Source organism: Alteromonas sp. a30 (assembly GCF_026788005.1).
Classification (GTDB): domain Bacteria; phylum Pseudomonadota; class Gammaproteobacteria; order Enterobacterales; family Alteromonadaceae; genus Paraneptunicella.
In genome coordinates this window covers 198,518-215,824 of the sequence record NZ_JABEPE010000003.1, presented here as the reverse complement: position 1 = coordinate 215,824, position 17,307 = coordinate 198,518, and the positions used below count along the sequence as shown (strand labels likewise).

14 protein-coding genes are annotated in these 17,307 nt (G+C 41.2%); 12 read left to right on the top strand and 2 right to left on the bottom strand.

Annotated elements, in window-relative coordinates:
* Positions 1–17: 17 nt before the first annotated feature.
* Complete coding sequence (locus tag HJG39_RS04890; RefSeq protein WP_268407410.1) at positions 18–794, bottom strand: substrate-binding periplasmic protein; 777 nt, start codon at positions 792–794, stop codon at positions 18–20.
* Positions 795–1,096: 302 nt separating this feature from the next.
* Between HJG39_RS04890 and tgt the strand changes: the two genes are divergently transcribed.
* The 4 genes from tgt to secF all read left to right on the top strand — a co-directional run bounded on the left by tgt (position 1,097) and on the right by secF (position 5,516).
* On the top strand, positions 1,097–2,218 hold the full coding sequence (gene tgt, locus HJG39_RS04885; RefSeq protein ID WP_268407408.1) for a tRNA guanosine(34) transglycosylase Tgt: 1,122 nt from the start codon (positions 1,097–1,099) through the stop codon (positions 2,216–2,218).
* Between the two features lie 38 nt (positions 2,219–2,256).
* Positions 2,257–2,595 (top strand): preprotein translocase subunit YajC, encoded by a 339-nt coding sequence (yajC, locus tag HJG39_RS04880; protein WP_268407406.1) that lies wholly within the window; start codon positions 2,257–2,259, stop codon positions 2,593–2,595.
* A gap of 105 nt (positions 2,596–2,700) precedes the next feature.
* Positions 2,701–4,563, top strand: coding sequence for a protein translocase subunit SecD (secD, locus tag HJG39_RS04875; RefSeq protein WP_268407405.1), 1,863 nt, complete (start codon positions 2,701–2,703; stop codon positions 4,561–4,563).
* Positions 4,564–4,574: 11 nt separating this feature from the next.
* A complete protein-coding gene (gene secF, locus HJG39_RS04870) occupies positions 4,575–5,516 on the top strand; it encodes a protein translocase subunit SecF (protein WP_268407404.1) in 942 nt (313 codons plus the stop codon).
* A gap of 177 nt (positions 5,517–5,693) precedes the next feature.
* On the opposite strand, the gene HJG39_RS04865 is transcribed toward secF, so the two are convergent.
* Complete coding sequence (locus HJG39_RS04865; protein WP_268407402.1) at positions 5,694–5,975, bottom strand: helix-turn-helix transcriptional regulator; 282 nt, start codon at positions 5,973–5,975, stop codon at positions 5,694–5,696.
* A 929-nt stretch (positions 5,976–6,904) separates the two neighbouring features.
* Between HJG39_RS04865 and HJG39_RS04860 the strand changes: the two genes are divergently transcribed.
* The 8 genes from HJG39_RS04860 to HJG39_RS04825 all read left to right on the top strand — a co-directional run bounded on the left by HJG39_RS04860 (position 6,905) and on the right by HJG39_RS04825 (position 17,301).
* The gene (locus HJG39_RS04860) at positions 6,905–7,126 is read left to right on the top strand and encodes a thiazolylpeptide-type bacteriocin (RefSeq protein ID WP_268407400.1); all 222 of its coding nucleotides are present in this window, start codon (positions 6,905–6,907) and stop codon (positions 7,124–7,126) included.
* A gap of 355 nt (positions 7,127–7,481) precedes the next feature.
* Positions 7,482–7,700 (top strand): thiazolylpeptide-type bacteriocin, encoded by a 219-nt coding sequence (locus HJG39_RS04855; RefSeq protein ID WP_268407399.1) that lies wholly within the window; start codon positions 7,482–7,484, stop codon positions 7,698–7,700.
* A 396-nt stretch (positions 7,701–8,096) separates the two neighbouring features.
* A complete protein-coding gene (locus tag HJG39_RS04850; protein ID WP_268407397.1) occupies positions 8,097–8,840 on the top strand; it encodes an ABC transporter ATP-binding protein in 744 nt (247 codons plus the stop codon).
* A 2-nt stretch (positions 8,841–8,842) separates the two neighbouring features.
* Positions 8,843–9,598 (top strand): ABC transporter permease, encoded by a 756-nt coding sequence (locus HJG39_RS04845; protein ID WP_268407395.1) that lies wholly within the window; start codon positions 8,843–8,845, stop codon positions 9,596–9,598.
* A gap of 51 nt (positions 9,599–9,649) precedes the next feature.
* Positions 9,650–12,361 (top strand): lantibiotic dehydratase, encoded by a 2,712-nt coding sequence (locus HJG39_RS04840; protein ID WP_268407394.1) that lies wholly within the window; start codon positions 9,650–9,652, stop codon positions 12,359–12,361.
* An 8-nt stretch (positions 12,362–12,369) separates the two neighbouring features.
* Complete coding sequence (locus tag HJG39_RS04835) at positions 12,370–13,527, top strand: lantibiotic dehydratase C-terminal domain-containing protein (protein ID WP_268407392.1); 1,158 nt, start codon at positions 12,370–12,372, stop codon at positions 13,525–13,527.
* Positions 13,520–15,319, top strand: coding sequence for a hypothetical protein (locus HJG39_RS04830; protein WP_268407391.1), 1,800 nt, complete (start codon positions 13,520–13,522; stop codon positions 15,317–15,319). The genes HJG39_RS04835 and HJG39_RS04830 overlap by 8 nt, the downstream gene beginning before the upstream one ends.
* Positions 15,316–17,301 carry a TOMM precursor leader peptide-binding protein gene (locus HJG39_RS04825; protein ID WP_268407390.1) on the top strand — a complete coding sequence of 662 codons (1,986 nt, stop codon included), beginning with the start codon at positions 15,316–15,318 and terminating at the stop codon, positions 17,299–17,301. Before HJG39_RS04830 ends, HJG39_RS04825 begins: the two co-directional genes overlap by 4 nt.
* Positions 17,302–17,307 lie beyond the last annotated feature (6 nt).

Here is a 17,307-nt window from a genome sequence, read left to right as displayed (position 1 = left end):
AGTGAAATATCCAATAACTAAAAGGAATCTGGACGTACTTGAGAAGACAACGCGTATTTTTCCTGAAGAAGAATGTATTCTTTGGTTTTAATGAATTGCGCAAGAGATTGGTTAAATTGACTTTTAATGTCTGGGTTTTTAAAAGCGACCTTGTAGTGATTTTCAGGAAATATGGGATGAATTTCATAGTCTTCGAGAGAGCGATTTTCTGATAATGCTCTTTCAAAATAGGTAAATATATTGCGATCCAGCACGATCACTGATGTCTTGCCTTTGAACAGCATCTCTACCTGATTGCGCTGGTCAGGGAGTTCGGTATAACTTGGATTACTTTCAACAACATCGTGGAATTTATTGCCTAAGACTAAGCGGGCATTCTGGAAAGAAACAAGTGAGTGCTTACTTAAGTCTTCGATACGGTTAATTTTTATGTGATTTCGTTTCAGTGTTACAGCAACGTTTTGGTAAACAATATAATGCTCACTGAGGTATTTCGGATCGATACCGAGGCGATCATGCGCGGTTAGCATTAAATCAACGTGACCACTTTGTAACATACGCAGGGATCGACCATAAGGAACATAAAGAAAGTTTAAACGGTAGCCCAGCGGCAACATGATGTCCTCTACCAACTCAATCTCATATCCTGAATGATTTTTTTGATCGATATAAGGCGGTTTGCCCCAACCCACAGCGACATCCAGGATTTTCAGTTCACCTGCGAATGCTTTAACGGTAATAAGCAGAGGCGTAAAGCCCAAAGTAAGCAGTAGCAAAAGGCGTTGTGTATACATGAGTTTATTAAAATCCTATTTGGGATCAGGCTTTAGCTAAACATTCTACGGTTGTAATGGTTACTTCAACGCTAGTTGAATTTACAAGGGGACGCCAGAAATTAAACTTGCATGACGTTAATTCTACGTCAACTCTGCTTATTTTCCGTGATGAGTTTTGTATCGACTCGTGTCGCAATCACAATTAACGGTTAACCGCCCCTTGCATTTTGTATATAATCCCACGAATTTTTTGGCTTTAGCGAGAATGGATAAATCGTTGATTTTCGCTACGGTAAGCTGATTGTTAACTCAGGTTATTTATGAAATTTGAATTAGATACAACCGATGGTAAAGCGCGACGCGGTCGATTGATTTTTGAACGCGGTGTTGTTGAAACTCCGGCTTTCATGCCAGTGGGAACTTATGGCACTGTGAAGGGGATGACGCCAGAAGAATTAGAAGCTACAGGCGCGCACATTTGCTTAGGCAATACCTTTCATTTGATGTTGCGTCCCGGCACTGAAATTATGAAGTTACACGGTGACTTACATGACTTCATGAATTGGGACAAACCCATTTTAACCGACTCAGGTGGCTTCCAAGTATTTAGCTTGGGCGACTTGCGTAAAATTTCCGAAGAAGGGGCGACATTCCGTTCGCCTATTAATGGTGAAAAGATTCTTTTAACACCAGAGCGTTCAATGGAAGTCCAACGCGACTTGGGCGCCGACATTGTCATGATTTTTGACGAATGCACTCCGTATCCTGCCGATCACACACAAGCTCGCACCTCTATGGAACTTTCTTTACGTTGGGCAAAGCGCAGTAAAGACGCTCACGGCGACAATCCCTCAGCCCTTTTTGGTATTGTTCAAGGTGGCATGTATGAGGATTTACGCGACATTTCATTAAGTGGGCTGGTGGATATTGGTTTTGATGGTTACGCCATTGGAGGGTTATCAGTAGGTGAGCCAAAGGAAGACATGATCCGCATCTTGGATCACACCGCCGATAAAATCCCCGCCGATAAGCCGCGTTACTTGATGGGCGTGGGCAAGCCGGAGGATATTGTCGAAGCGGTACGCCGTGGTATTGATATGTTTGATTGTGTGATGCCAACGCGAAATGCACGTAACGGTCATCTATTTGTACCAGAGGGTGTTATTAAAATTCGTAACGCCCGTCATAAAACCGATACATCACCTTTAGACGAAAGTTGTGACTGTTACACTTGTAAAAACTATTCTCGTGCATATTTACATCATCTTGATAAGTGTAATGAGATTTTGGGAGCGCGTTTAAATACCATCCATAACTTACGTTATTACCAACGTGTTATGGAAGGTTTGAGAAACGCCATTAGTGCTGGCAAGCTGGATGACTTTGTGGTGGATTTCTACGCTAAAAAAGACATGCCAGTCCCCGAACTAGAAAATAAATAAATCGAACAAAAATTAATTAAATATTTTAGAGGAACACAATGAGTTTTTTTATTAGTAATGCATATGCTCAGTCTGGTCCAGCCTCACAGCAAGGTGGCGGTATGGAATTGTTAATTATGCTGGGTGTTTTTGGCCTGATTTTCTATTTCATGTTGTATCGTCCACAGGCGAAACGTGTAAAGGAGCACAAAAATTTAGTGTCTTCCTTGTCAAAAGGGGACGAAGTATTAACCCAAGGTGGTTTAGTAGGCAAAATTACCAAGGTAGCTGAAGACAAAGACTTTATCGAAGTTTCCATTAACGAGAACAATAACATTGTTGTGCAAAAATCAGCGATTACCGCTGTGCTGCCTAAAGGAACAATGAAAAATATCTAGCTTCTTGAGATGCTTCTGAGGAAATAAAGCAAGTGGATGCGGCTTTTTATGCCGCATTATTGGCAAAAACGACAACAGGAAGGCGGGTATTAAGCCCAGTGAACAATGAATAAGAAAGTACAGGTACTCAACAAAACACCGATGTGGAAGGCAATACTCGTATTGTTGCTTATCGCATTCTGTGCATTGTACGCCATGCCCAATTTATACGGTGAAGATCCGGCGGTTCAAATCTCTGCGGGCAGAAATGCAGTCATCAATGTAGAGACAATGGACAAAGTCCAGACTGTGTTAAAAGACGCAGATATAAACAGTAAGAGTGTGGTATTGGAAAATGAGCAGATTCTTGTTCGCCTCCCTGACAACAGCACACAATTACGCGCACAAGAGGCTATCGAAGAAGCCTTGGGAGAAAATTTTAGTGTCGCTATTAACCTAGCCCCTCTTACTCCTGACTGGCTTGAATCCATTGGTGCAGGGCCAATGAAGTTAGGTCTTGATTTACGAGGTGGTGTTCACTTCCTAATGGAAGTGGATATGGATTCCGCCATCAAAGACTCTGTCGAAGGCATTGCTTCCGCTTTTAAAACTACGCTTCGTGAAGAAGATATTCGCTATCGTAGTGTGAGAGAAAAATCGGATTCGGTTGAATTATCCTTCCGCTCTCAAGAAGATTTAAACAATGCAGAAAATTTATTAAAACGTAATAACCCTGATTGGGTATTTACTGAAGAAGATGGACTGCAATTACGCGCTAAAATGTCTGAGCTAAAACTTCAGCAGACCAAAACCGATGCTATTACTCAAAACATCACCATAATCCGTAATCGTGTAAACCAGCTTGGTGTGGCAGAGCCAGTGGTGCAGCGTCAAGGTGCTGAGCGCATTGTTGTGCAACTACCCGGTATTCAAGATACCGCTCGCGCAAAAGAAATTCTAAATGCGACAGCTACTCTTGCTTTACATATGGTTGATCAAACCCACGACGTACGTGATGCCTCTGAGGACCGTGTTCCTCCGGGAACGATTTATGTAAAAAACGAAGAAGGTGTTCCTTATCTGCTTGAGAAAAAAGTGATGTTAAAAGGTAATCATATTGTTGATGCCAATAGTGGTGTTGATGAATATGGTCGTCCGCAGGTCAATATTCGGGTGGATTCTGAAGGCGGCACCAAGATGTCACGAGGCACAAAGAAGAACATTGGTAAGCCAATGGCGACAGTTTTCGTTGAGTTCAAACCGCTACGTGAGCGAGGCCCAGATGGCAAACTCAAGTTTGAGCGTAGGGAACGTATTATCAGTGTGGCAACGATTCAAGCTCAACTAGGTAGTTCGTTCCGTATTACAGGTTTAGATTCACCCGCAGAAGCACGCAATTTGGCATTATTACTTCGTGCTGGTGCGCTAATTGCACCAATTCAAATTGTTGAAGAACGTACCGTTGGCCCAAGTTTAGGACAGCAAAATATCGACCAAGGGATGCAAGCCATCATCTGGGGTTTTGTGTTGGTATTGTTCTTTATGTTGTTGTACTACAAAGGTTTTGGCCTAGTTGCGAACTTAGCACTTGCTGCCAACCTTGTTATGATTGTTGGCATTATGTCGATGATTCCCGGAGCAACCCTAACCCTTCCGGGCATGGCGGGTATCGTATTAACCGTAGGTATGGCGGTGGATGCCAACGTGCTGATTTTCGAACGGATCCGGGAAGAAATACGGGATGGTAGAAGTCCTCAACAGGCCATTCATTGGGGCTATGACAGTGCATTTTCTACGATTTTAGATGCTAATATCACCACGTTAATTGCCGCGCTTATCCTATTCGCTGTAGGTACAGGCCCAATTAAAGGTTTCTCAGTCACCTTAATGATCGGGATTATCACTTCAATGTTTACCGCTATCATCTTTACCCGTGCCATTGTGAATTTGGTATTAGGTGGTAAGCGCATAAGCAAGCTGTCGATTTAAGGGGAATCATTATGCGTTTATTAAATTTAACCGGCACCATCTCCTTTATGAAGATGCGTGTTGCGGCCATGGTGTTATCTGGACTGTTAATTATTGGTTCTTTGGTTTCGCTGTTCACTAATTCCCTAAATTGGGGATTGGATTTTACTGGCGGTACATTAGTTGAGGTTGGTTACGATAAACCAGCCGATTTACCGGCTATGCGCGAGTTACTTGCACAGAATGGTTTTGAAGATGCCATTGTTCAGAATTTTGGCTCTAGCGAAGATGTGTTAATTCGATTGTCGCCTCGTGATGGCGTGAAATCTTCTGAAATTAGCAATCAAGTGGTAAATGCACTTAAAAGTCAGGGCGATAATTTAGATATGCGTCGTGTCGAGTTCGTTGGTCCAAGCGTTGGTGAGGAGTTAACAGAACAAGGTGGTCTTGCGATGTTAGTGGCACTACTTTGTATTCTGGTTTACGTTACCATGCGCTTTGAGTGGCGTTTCGCATTAGGCTCAGTGGTCGCATTGGCTCACGACGTTCTTTTAACGCTAGGTTTGTTCTCGGTGTTACAGTTGGAATTCGATTTAACGGTTTTAGCAGCAGTATTAGCCGTTATCGGTTATTCCCTGAACGATACGATTGTTGTGTCGGATCGTATTCGGGAAAACTTCCGTAAGATTCGTAAGGAAGAACCTGAAGAAATCATCAATATCTCACTAACGCAAACACTAAACCGTACCATTATTACGTCATTAACAACGATATTGGTATTAATGGCATTGTTTTATGTAGGCGGGGCGTTAATCCATGGTTTCGCGACTGCATTGCTGTTTGGCGTAATCATTGGAACTTATTCATCGATTTACGTTGCCAGCTTAGTGGCTCTGATGTTAGGGATTAGTCGTGAAGACTTAATTCCTCAAGAAGTTGAAAAAGAAGGTGCTGATTTGGATGCGTTGCCTTAGCCTTTCTTGATGTGGTTGAAGAAAGCCGGTAGTGACTACCGGCTTTTTTTTGGCTAAAAATCATTATTCGTCATTAAGTATTTCGTTTATACGAAGTAAGGTGAATTATATTTCACTCTAATAATATCCAAAAATACAAAATAATGTGAAAATAAATTCACTCAAAACCTAGGGGGTTTATAATCTTTGTAGCTCAGTCATCTTCAAAAGCGCTGAGGAGAAATCCATTTCGTTCTCCATTTCCTTTCTGTCGACAAATAATTTGATGATTTCTGCGGGCTTGAATCCACACTTATGTACAAGATCAACAAACTGGTTAAAGCTCGGTGTACCAATGTCTTTCTCCCAGTTTTCGTAGGTCTTACGCGTTTTTACACCCGCTAACTCGGCCATTTGTTTAGTCGTTTTCCCAGCAAGCATACGAATCTTACGCAGGTCTGAACCTGAAACATAGCTCATAATCATCTCCGTTCTTATATTTCATAGTAAAAAATTTGGCGTATTAGTAAATGCTAAAATATATTTACATTAATTAAAATATTTATATCCATTTTTTATGACCAAAATTACGTAGTTGCGAATGATTATAATGGAGAATTAAATTTTCACGTTCGATATTCGTGGCGAGTAGTAGGTTCAAACTAGGCTTTAATCGTTTTTGGCTTGTATATACCAGTTTACGTATATACATAATAGTTTGCTTAAGGCTATTTTTTGTTCAAATAAAATATAATAAGAAGTGAATGTATTTAGGGAAAAAGCTAGGAAATAAGGGAATAAAAGTGATCACAAATGTGACTAATTGTGATGAAGATCACAAATTCCCATTAATTACGCAAATGAAGAATTACGGTCTATAAATTACCCGGATTGATTAATTTATCCTAATGTTTTGTTTACAAAATTTCGTAAAAACTAGACAACGTTTACGGATCTTAATTCTTTAATCGACATCATTAACTTTCCCATAGCCAAATAACTTGAAACAGGTTGGAACTGCATTTCTTAAGCTGATACGACCAGATCGAATTGACCAATAACTTATCTAAAAGGGTTAAGTTTATGCTTTCCGTATCAATAATAAATGGCTTTAAGGCTTAAAAAAGAACTGAATGTCTCAGGTCAAATAATTTCCATTTTTATTAAATACCATAAAGAGAATGTTAAGTTTTTAATATTTAATAAGTAGGATGCGCATCCTATTTAGTGGTTAATAATTGACACTAAAGGTCGGTTTTTACATACTAAAGCTCAAGAAGTTGTGATAAACATGTTTATACGGTTTCTTTGCTTGCGTAGTTTGCTTGTGCAGGTTCTCCATCATTTTCTGACTTTTAAGCCTGTAAGTGATGGAGAAAATTATAAATATAAAAGATAGGAACAAAGTTATGTTACTAGACAATATTAGTTTTGATGATTTAAGTGTTGAAGACATGAACGTTGAAGGTTTGGAAGTTGCATCTGTCAATAATGCAATGGCTTTACCTGAGACAGGCGCCTCTAGCGGTACTTCTTCTTGTGGCTCATGTTCTACGTGCGGTTCATCTTCTTGCTGCGGAAGTTGTGGCGGTGGTGATGTAGAAGTCTCTCAAGATATTAAGAAAGCTTAATTAGCCTCCTGATAATAATAAATAACACCCTGAGTAAAGTCGGGGTGTTATTTATTTTAATATATCTACCTTAATTAAAGGTATTTTCTCTTATTTCCTTAATTTCGCACCTGTATAGTCGGCGCTTTTATGAAAGCGCTTCCTTCTTTGTTTTAAATTATAAACGTATAATAAACTTATTAAATTAGTAAGAAAAATATTTGACATAAAAATAATGTCTAGACATACTCAAAATCGTAACTTTGAGTAATTTTTATTATTTATTGTTGCCATAAGTAATTTACTTATGCTTATAAAGTCATTCTTATTTATTAAGTCTGACAAATAACTAACTATAACTAATAGGAAGAATATTATGTTATTAGACAACATCAATTTTGAAGATTTAAATGTTGAAGAAATGAACGTTGAAGGCCTAGAAGTTGCGAACGTAACTAACGCAATGGCTTTGCCTGAAACTGGTGCTTCTAGTGGTAGTTCTTCAAGTGGTTCTTGTTCTACTTGTGGTTCTTCATCTTGCTGTGGTAGCTGCGGTGGCGGCGACGTTAGCGTTGAAACTAAAGTAAGCAAGTAAGCATCACGTTTTTAATTCAGTATTATTATTGAATTAATAAATTCTAAGCGCGGCAATTACTTCGATTTTTTGCCGTGCTTATATCTCTAATTTTTAATTTTATCCCTCATGATAAATCAAAGTTATATAGATTTTGTCTCGATTTTTTTTGCTCTTTAATTCACATTTTACTAATCGGTTATTATAAATAAAATATTTGACTTGATGAGTGCTGGTTGACATACTCAAACAAGAAAAATTTTAGTCTTGATGGGATATTTTCACTTTATGAGGTCGATTAAATCTTGTTAGTCATTCTATTAAATATCTCATTTCATTGACTCTTATTTTAAGCCTGATAATTATTAATAAAATTGTGTAGCATCCTACTTTACACAAGAACAATTGGCAGATTTTATGATGCAGAAACAAACCGAAGAAATTATTAAAGTTGATTCTGTTAGTAAGAAGTATGACGAGAAGTATGCGCTGAAAAATGTCAGCGTTTCAGTTAACCGGGGGGATACGGTTGCGCTTATTGGACCCAACGGCGCAGGGAAAACCACCTTCATTGAATCCATATTGAACCTAAAAGTGCCGGAAGAAGGCAGTATTCATGTTTTTGGTATCGATGTGCTTGCTAATAAGAAAAAACATTTACCTCGAGTAGGTGCTCACTTACAAGAAGTAAGATTGTTCCCAAAAGTTTCCCCACGTGATTTCCTTGAATTCTTTATGCAGCTCTATGATAAGACGGCAGATCTTGATGAAATTGTTTCCTCGTTAGAACTAACCGACTTTATGGACAAAAACATTGGTCAATTGTCCGGTGGAATGCGTCAACGGGTTTCTCTTGCGCTTGCCATGATCAATGACCCAGATCTCGTACTATTAGATGAACCAACAGTTGGTTTAGACCCTATCGCTCGTCAAGACTTTTGGCGCTTAATACAGCGTCTTCAAGAAAAGGGGAAAACTATCCTTTTCACCACTCACTATATGGAAGAGGCGACCACATTAGCATCAAAGGTCATTATGGTGCATCAAGGAGAAGTCGTGTTTGATGGACCACCTTCCATTGTTATTTCCAAGGCTAAAGAAATCGAAGGGACGCTTGACCAAGCGTATACCCACTATGTTAACGCTGCGAATGGACAATAGTGATGCTTTCAAAAAAATTCCGTGCTTATTTTATTCTAGATTCTAAGGTTTACTTCCAAGAACCCATGGTGATCTTTTTCGCTCTTATCTTCCCTGCTGCCATGTACGTGGCATTCGGTTTGTTATTTGGCGGGGCGACTTATGGGTCATCAAGTACAAGTTATTACGATGAGTATACGGCCAGTTTCTTGGGTATTATTTTGTTGAATACCGCATTATTCAATATTTCCCCATCATTGGTCGTTTATAAAGAGCTTGGTTTTTTCCGGCGCTTAATGATTACGCCTTTAAGTATTAACTCCATTGTCTTTTCGACGCTGGTTAAGGCTTTCATTATTTTTGCTTTAGGCATGACAGAAGTCTTTATTCTTGGTTGGTTCATGTTTGACCGTATTTTGCCACCTCATGTACTGCAACTGATTCTTGGCCTAATGGTTTCCGCTTTTAGTTTGTTCTCTTTTGGGTTCATGTTAGGAAGCTTATTTCAACGTTCCAACTCGGCGTTTTCGGCGAGTGTATTGATTTTCCAACCTATGTTGTTTCTTTCGGGCGCTTCTATTCCGCTAGATACTTTCAACGATGTTATGCGTGCGATTGCTCATGTAGTGCCTATGTACCACGTAGTTGAATTATTGCGCCTTTCGTGGTCAGGAAACTTGTTCACTGAGGCAGCGGTCGCGCCTGTCATTATTTCGTGCATTCTTGCATTCATCTGCATCTTTGTCGCAAACAAAACCTTCGAGAAATCTGCCATTTAACTTAATGGCAGACCTCGGAAGCTCGCATAAAAATAGAAGGTTAAATTCGTTATGACAGATACGAACGATAGGAAAAGTCTAACTAATTTGTCTCTGCAAGAAGGCTTTGTTTTACATCCAAATTATTTGATTCGGGTTTGCGGGGAGCCTGCTGACTTAATTAATGGCACTACAACAGGGGCGACCTGTGAAAGAATCAACGCCATTAATGCGTTGGCGAAAGTGATCGATTCATGCAAAGAAGCTCGCTGTAAAATTATCGAAGATAAAATCCCCGGATTAGAGGATAAATCTGCTTCCAATAAGCTGCTGAAAATTAAACGTAATGTGTTTAATGTTCGGCCAGTTACGGTAAGTCTGCTAGAAGATGTAAAGCACTTATTTTCTGAAGAGGAATATCAGCAAGTTTTTCAGGTTGTTGAGCAGGTTAATCAGTATTGTGAGTTTCAGTCGACGCTTGAACAGGTTTATAAAGCAGAGTTTGCAGAGACCTCTGAGCTATTGGTGCCCATGTGGCAGCGTCAAAACTTACAACACGCATTAAGTTATTCAAATTCAAAACTGTTCACAGATTTTGAGTCGCTTTATCGTGACCCGAATAAAAAGGTGAAGCCGAAAAAGCGCCGTCAATTAGAAGCTGGATTAATGCGCTATGCGACTCGAAGCTCGTTGAAAACCAGCCCACTATCCACTTTCACCCCTGTCTTTGTAGGGTCTTGGAAAACCAGTGATGATGCAGAACACGTGACCTTGAGTGGTCAATTGGAAAACCGTATGGAAGTTAAATCGGGTTTATTCCAATGTTTAATTGACGGTGTTCTTAAAGATTACAAACGAATAAAAAATGCCTTTAGCTTGAAGTTGAACCCAACGTTGAAGATTACTGAGGAAGGTGTGTTTGTTAAGAAAATCACCGAAGGTTCCAGTATTAATGGGCGTGTTTGGGGCAGCGGCGAACAAGATATTCAGTTCAAAATGAATCAAGTTATTCAGTGTGTACTGGTTGCCTTTCACAAAAGTGGTCAACAAGTGTTACCCGTTTCTGAGTTGGTCAAGGGCGTGAATGCATTAGCCCCTAAACTACAAGAAGATTTTGTCGGCTCTGTGATTAATCAACTGTTAGAGATGCAAGTTTTTCAGGTTGATGATGGTTTTTACGGGCAAAATGAATTGTTGCCTTGGTGCAAGGAGATCATTGCAAAAGCAGGGGAAGCAATTGATTCGGCTGCATTGACTAGCTTAGAAAAAATTGAACAATTGTTAGGCTCGTTCCCAGAAGCATCACCCCACGACAGAATCGCACTTGGCAGGTCAATCTATACTGAGTTAGAAGCCTTTAAAGACGCAATTGATGTTCATCCTAGCGATGAGTTATCGAATCCCGCATTTTTTGAAAACAGTTACTTAGTAGGCGATGACGTAAAAGTTGATCAGCGTATTCTTTCCCCCTTCATTGAAGACTTTTGTGTACTGACGAAAGCATCCGCCTTTTTTGATGCACACCAATTAATTCAAACCAACTTTGCCGATTATTTTTTGGATAAGTACGGTGAGGAAGGAGAATGTGCCGAGCCTCTTGATTGCTTAAAAGACTTTTCTGAGATTTACGGTGCGGGAATGCCTGACTTTACGCCAGATCCAGAAAAAGTATCACCTGTAAGCGAAACCACGCGAGAGTTTCGATTAGCAATAAAAGCATTCAATGAATACTTGTTCGATTCGGTATTTACTGGTGAAGACAGTGTTAATTTATCGCATGAAGATTTAGAAGCGTTAGTTGAAAAATTGCCGCCTGCTATCCGTAACCGCACTGTCTCTCACAGTTTCTTAGGGCAAATTGCGAGTAAAGAGGAAAATAAACACTTTGTTATTAATCAAGTGTTTAGTGGGCATTCCGGGTTGTTATCTCGATTCTTAGAGGTTCTGGAAGAAGATAAGCTGAAAGATATTCGCGATTATCTCAGTGATATTTCCCGCGATGGTGAATATGCAGAGATTCCGGGCCTGTTTGGTTTTAATGCCAATAAACATCCGAAGTTAGCAGAACAAGAACTGAATATAGCTCCTTATCCTGCTAACCGAGAAGAAACGGTAAAAGTGGCGCCGGAAACTATGACGTTGGCGTACGATAAATCAACCCATAAAGTGTACTTTAAAACACCAGAAGGTAAGCTGCTGGACTGTGTTTACCATGGTTTCTTAATGCCGCTGTTATTGCCCAATGTACACCGAGTATTAACGCTATTAAGTATGAATGGCGTATTAGTTTACGTACTTCCGGTATTAAGAAGTGGTCGCTTTAGTTCAAGAGAAAAAATCAGCTTAATTCCACGAATTTCAGTTGGAAATACCGTTTTGGTACGCCGCTCCCATATGATCCCAAGAGAGCTTTTACCTTCCATCGAACTACCTGAAGTAGAGTTCTTCCGAGAAATGCGTGACTTCATTGAAGCCAATAAATTGCCAAAGTCTGGCTTTATTCGAGTTTCGCCGTTTGATACGAATCCTGGTTCGCAAGATGAAAAGCTTGATTGGGCAAACCTTGATTTCAAAAACATGAAGCCCTTCTATGTGGATTTTGACAGCCCTCGTTTGGTGCAACTGTTGTATTTGGCAATGAGTCGTAATGATTATCCCATCGTTTTAAGTGAAGCCTTACCTGATGTTGATGACCAGAATTTGAGCGTTGCCGGCAAAAATCATGTTTCTGAATTCCAGTTCGAGATCACTAAAAAAGCAGCGTCGCTGTTTGAACAGGAGTAGGAGGGGTTATGTGGAATGTATTACGTGTTGCCTATTTTGAAAACGATAAATCACGCATTTTACTTGGTCCTATTGCAGATGTTGTTGAACAAATAAAGCACAAAGGTTTGCCGGTTTATGTCACCAGCCACTGGAAGTTCGGGCCTCATATCGACGTGTTAGTGGAATGTGACAAAGCTGTTTTTGAAAGCGATATTTATCCCGCCTGTTCTACCCGCATTAATGCTTGGCTGGCGGAAAATCCATCTAAGACAGAGTTAGTCCCTGAGCAATATGAAAAGCTGTCTTATCAGCTTGCGATGAGTGAGTTGGAGCCACCACCTTATTTACCGTTAATGAACAATAATAGTGTTTTGGTTGCTCGCTATGAACGTAGCCAAAGCATCAATATTGAGGGATTTCACGATACTAAAGAGCGCTTTTTAGTTGGCTCCACACCTTTGTTATTCGCACTATTAAAGCTTAAGCAGGCTGATTCCAATGTCTTTTTTACCACATTGGTTTATATGCTTGCAGCCTCGGCCGCACAGTTTAGGCCAGATGGTATTCGAAGGGGCTATATCTCGTTTCGTTCACATGCTGAGTATTTTTTTGAAAATTATGATCAGGGTGATCAGTTAAGAGCTAAATTTGACGCGCTTGATAAAAATTATGCTCCGTTTATTGATGCCAATATTCAGCAGGTTGCAGAAAAGCAGGTAGATGCAACTCAACTTCACCCCGGACAAAAAGCGATTCTCAGCAGTTGGCAAGAGGTATTGGATAATGCGTTTGAAGATAATTTATCCGTAGTTAATTCAAACTATGAATCCATTATTAGCGAAGACAACGATGTTTCCTCAACAGAGCAGAATTTTGGGGTGCTCGCTGAGCAAATCTCAAGCAATGTTCCCGATGAAATCAATAAGCCGAGTAGAGAATACAACACGGGGAAAGTGGTTAATTCTGCGATGAACCATGAGGAAGGGCGCCGACTTTTCCGCTCCCATGAGTTCATTGCTTATCGCACAACCGTTAATTATTTCTATTTGTTGTTACCCGTATTGGACATCACACCGATTCAGAAGTTTTCGATTTGTCACCTAGTCGCTAATTCGGTAGAGCGGGTATACAAAATCGACTGGAAAGATGTGATTCCTGCCGCAGTGGGAGGAAGCAATGAGTAACTTGTATGAACGCAACTGGGGCCTCAAAAGCCATATTTATTTCAATAAAGTGGATGAAGGGGTTTATTTCCAAGGACAAGCCGGTGGCTTTATCATTAAAGGGGATGTTTACCCGTTAATCTCTCGTATTATTAGCTTTATTGACGCTGGTTTTCCGTTAACCGATATTCGCGCGCAACTCCCTGAAAATGTGAGACCTTTTTTAGATAACTTAGTGTCTCAGTTTGCTCAAAACGGCATGTTGGTCGAGCGCGGAACAGAGTCGCTCGCGCCAGAATCTTGGCTGGAGCATAAACCGTTTCAAGACTTCTTTTCCTATCTGCGTGATAACGCCGAAGGTTTTGCGGAAAAATACCCTTTGTGGCAGCAACAAAATGCTGTCGCCGTGGGAGATGGATATGCGCTCAAAGCAGCGATTGAGTCTTTGGCACTTTCGGGGTTAAAGCAGCTTTCCGTGATGGTGACGAATTCAGAAACAGTGGCGTTGTCAGAAATTAAAAATACATTGGAACATTATGTTTCACGCTTGCCGGGATTTCAGTACACATTGTCAGAAGAGCTAGCCCCTGCTAAGGCTGCGCTCACTCAGTATGACTGCGTTATACAATGCATGAGTGTGCTGGATGAAGAAACCCCGTTATTGGTTGGTCAGCAGGGTGTGGTAGCAGGTGTTCTTTTTGGTCAGGGTGTTGTTTCCCCGGTTGCTGGCATTTCAACGTCGGGTTATCAAGATTTGGTCGAGCAAGTGACGCGAGCTATGGATGCTACCGAGGCCGTATTCCCTAAATCTGGTGTGGCGATGCTGGGGAGCCTTGCAGCATTAAATACCATTAAGGGCTTTTTCGGCATCGAACTAGCAGGTATCCGCAATTACGTATATCGCGTTTCGCGTTATCTTGGTGTCTCTCGCCATCCGTTGTTCCCTGTTAATACGGGCGAAGATGGTGCGCAGTTGATGGAGGCGTTCCAAGCTGAATTCGAAATGCCTGATGACCGAGAATTGGAAAAATATGAACAAGTGAAGTTGGATCTCTCAGCTTTCTTTGATCCACTTTTAGGTTGTTTTAATGAAGCTGTTGGCGACACCGTTAAACAAGTGCCTCTGTTTCATTCCAAATTGGAAGTACGCTTTCCACACAGTGCTCAATTACCAAGCCAATCTGTGTTGAGTTGTGGTTTGGATGCCTCTACCGCTGGGCTAAGAGCTATCAGTGAAGCGATTTCATTACGCAGTAGTAAAGGTTTGGGTGTTGCTGCGACTCAAGTTTGTACGGCTTTTGATTTAGATGAATGGCAGCGTAAAGCCGCGGCCTATGCCATTGCTCGTTCAGACGCATTTAAATCTGAGGCCAAAGCATGCCGAATCAATATGAAATTCCTTGAAGATGAAGAAATGCAACTTATCTTCCGTTTCTTGTTGTCTGCTGGTTACCAAGCGGATGCATTGGTGCTGTATTGGCACGATGCAGGGCAAGCTTTCGTTGCTCAACTGCCTAGTGTTTCCGGCGCATCTGTTGTCAGTTGTATTGGCGCAACCGCGTTTGATGCAATCCAGTCTTGTTTATGTGCAGCTTACGTGAAGTTGCAATTCCCCGACATTATCGGCAGTAACGCAGGTCATGAGCTGGTCATGACGCAAGAGGCTGTTGATGATGCTTTTGGTCAGCAGTTGCAAGCGTTAATGAGTTTAGCGCCCACATCGTTGCCTGATTTAACATTTGTGCAAGGTGAGCCGTTGCTAGCCTCTTATGACATTTACTCTGGTTATTCCGAGTTGAAGGAGGTGTCATGACGCAAACGTTAAGCTCAACAACGCAAACGCTTATTTTGCATGATGGAAGTCCATTACTTGATTCGGTTATTGATACCTGTGCTTCATTTGGCGCTGTCGATAATCTTGATGCCTATGTACTTCCAGAGGATGCATCCAACGCTTCATTGTGGGTGGTGTTAGCAAGCCTACGAGAACATCGCTGGATCGAAAAAGTTCAGTTTACGGCAAAAGCGCAAAATACACCGATACTGTTTATTGGCTTAGAACCCGGTTTCGTTTGGCTTGGGCCCTATGTTGAGCCCCATTCTTCTGGGTGTTTCAACTGTATGCGTCGATGGGCGCGCAACAATAATCACTACGATTATCACTGGTCTATGTTGCCAGCAGAACAAAGTAGTCGACGCGATAAGCTACCGGCGTCGATGTCACTGCCATTGCGGCATTTATTTTCAGAACTGATGGCGCAATACGGTATTGGTTCAATTTTAGGTAATGAAAACAGCTTATATCGCAAAGTGGTTCGGCTTGATTTAATGAACAGTCGTACTTCTGAGCATCGTTTTGTTTCGGTTGTGGATTGTCATACTTGCGTGACTATTCCAGACAATTCACCCGAGCAGGCAATGATTCAGCTAGAGCCAAGAATGAAAGCGGAAGGTTCTGATTCGCGGGTTGATAATCCTAAGCTTGGCTTAGAGAGCTTAAAACGTGACTTTAACGACCGACATATTGGCTTGGTTAAACATGTCTATTACAGCTTGTCCTCAAATCTGATGCCGATGTTTTCCGCTGAACTGCCAATTATGCATACGCATGAAGTAGAAAGTGGTTACGGAAGAAGTGAAACCCGCCAAAATGCGGAAATGGTCGCTATTTTAGAAACATTAGAGCGTCATGGTGGTCACTCCCCTAAAGGCCAGAAAACCATTGTGCGAGGCAGTTACAATCAATTAAAAGACAATGCCATTGACCCACGCGACCTGATTTTGCACGACGCCGAAATCCAATCATGGGAAGAGCATGTGCTCCAGCCGTATCATGATGATGTGGAGTGTAATTGGGTGTGGTGTTGTTCACTCGTAAATAACAAACCGATTTTGGTGCCTGAGCAATCGATTTTTTATTATTTGCTGAACACCCCCGATGTAAAAGTGAACCGCTTTGTTTATGAAACATCGAACGGGTGCGCGTTAGGTGGCGCACTAGAAGAAGCGATTTTTTATGGGTTGCTTGAGCTTGTTGAAAGAGATGCTTATCTCACCACTTGGTATGGGCAATTTACACCAAGAGAAATTGATTTACGCAGCATTGATGACCCACGTATTCAAAGCTTATTGGATAGAACCGATGCTAGAGGTTTAGACCTTCATGTGTTTGATATGCGTGTTGGCATTGATGTGCCAATTGTATGGTGCATGATTGTTGATCCAGCGGAAGATGCACCGGTGAAATCATACTGTGCCGCCGGCGCTCACTTGGTGCCAGAGAATGCTATTTATAGTGGTTTGATTGAAGTCACCACTTCAATGGGGGTGTATCAGGAATCTATGCCGCCACTAAAAGAGAAAGCGCTGGAATTATTGGCTGACGACCGAAAAGTGGTCGAAATGCATGACCATGTACTTTTATATAGCTTACCTGAGAGCTACGAGCGCTTGCAGTTCCTGTTTTCGGATGAACCTAAAGCCAGCTTACAAGAGGTGTACGGTCATCATTATGGCAAAGAGAATCGCAATATTACCGATGACCTTCACGAGCTTATGGATAAAGTGAAAGAGTACGCCGATGATATTATTGTTGCCGATCTCACCTTTGAAGAACTTTACGACCACCAATTGTATTGCGTTAAAGTGATTGCTCCTGGCTTGATGCCTGTCACATTTGGTCATCAATACCGCCGTATCTCGCTGGAACGAATTAATAAGTATGCTGAATCGAGTGGGCGCAAAGCGTTCAACAGTGTCGACGAGCTAAATCAATTCCCGCACAACTTCCCATAAGGTGAT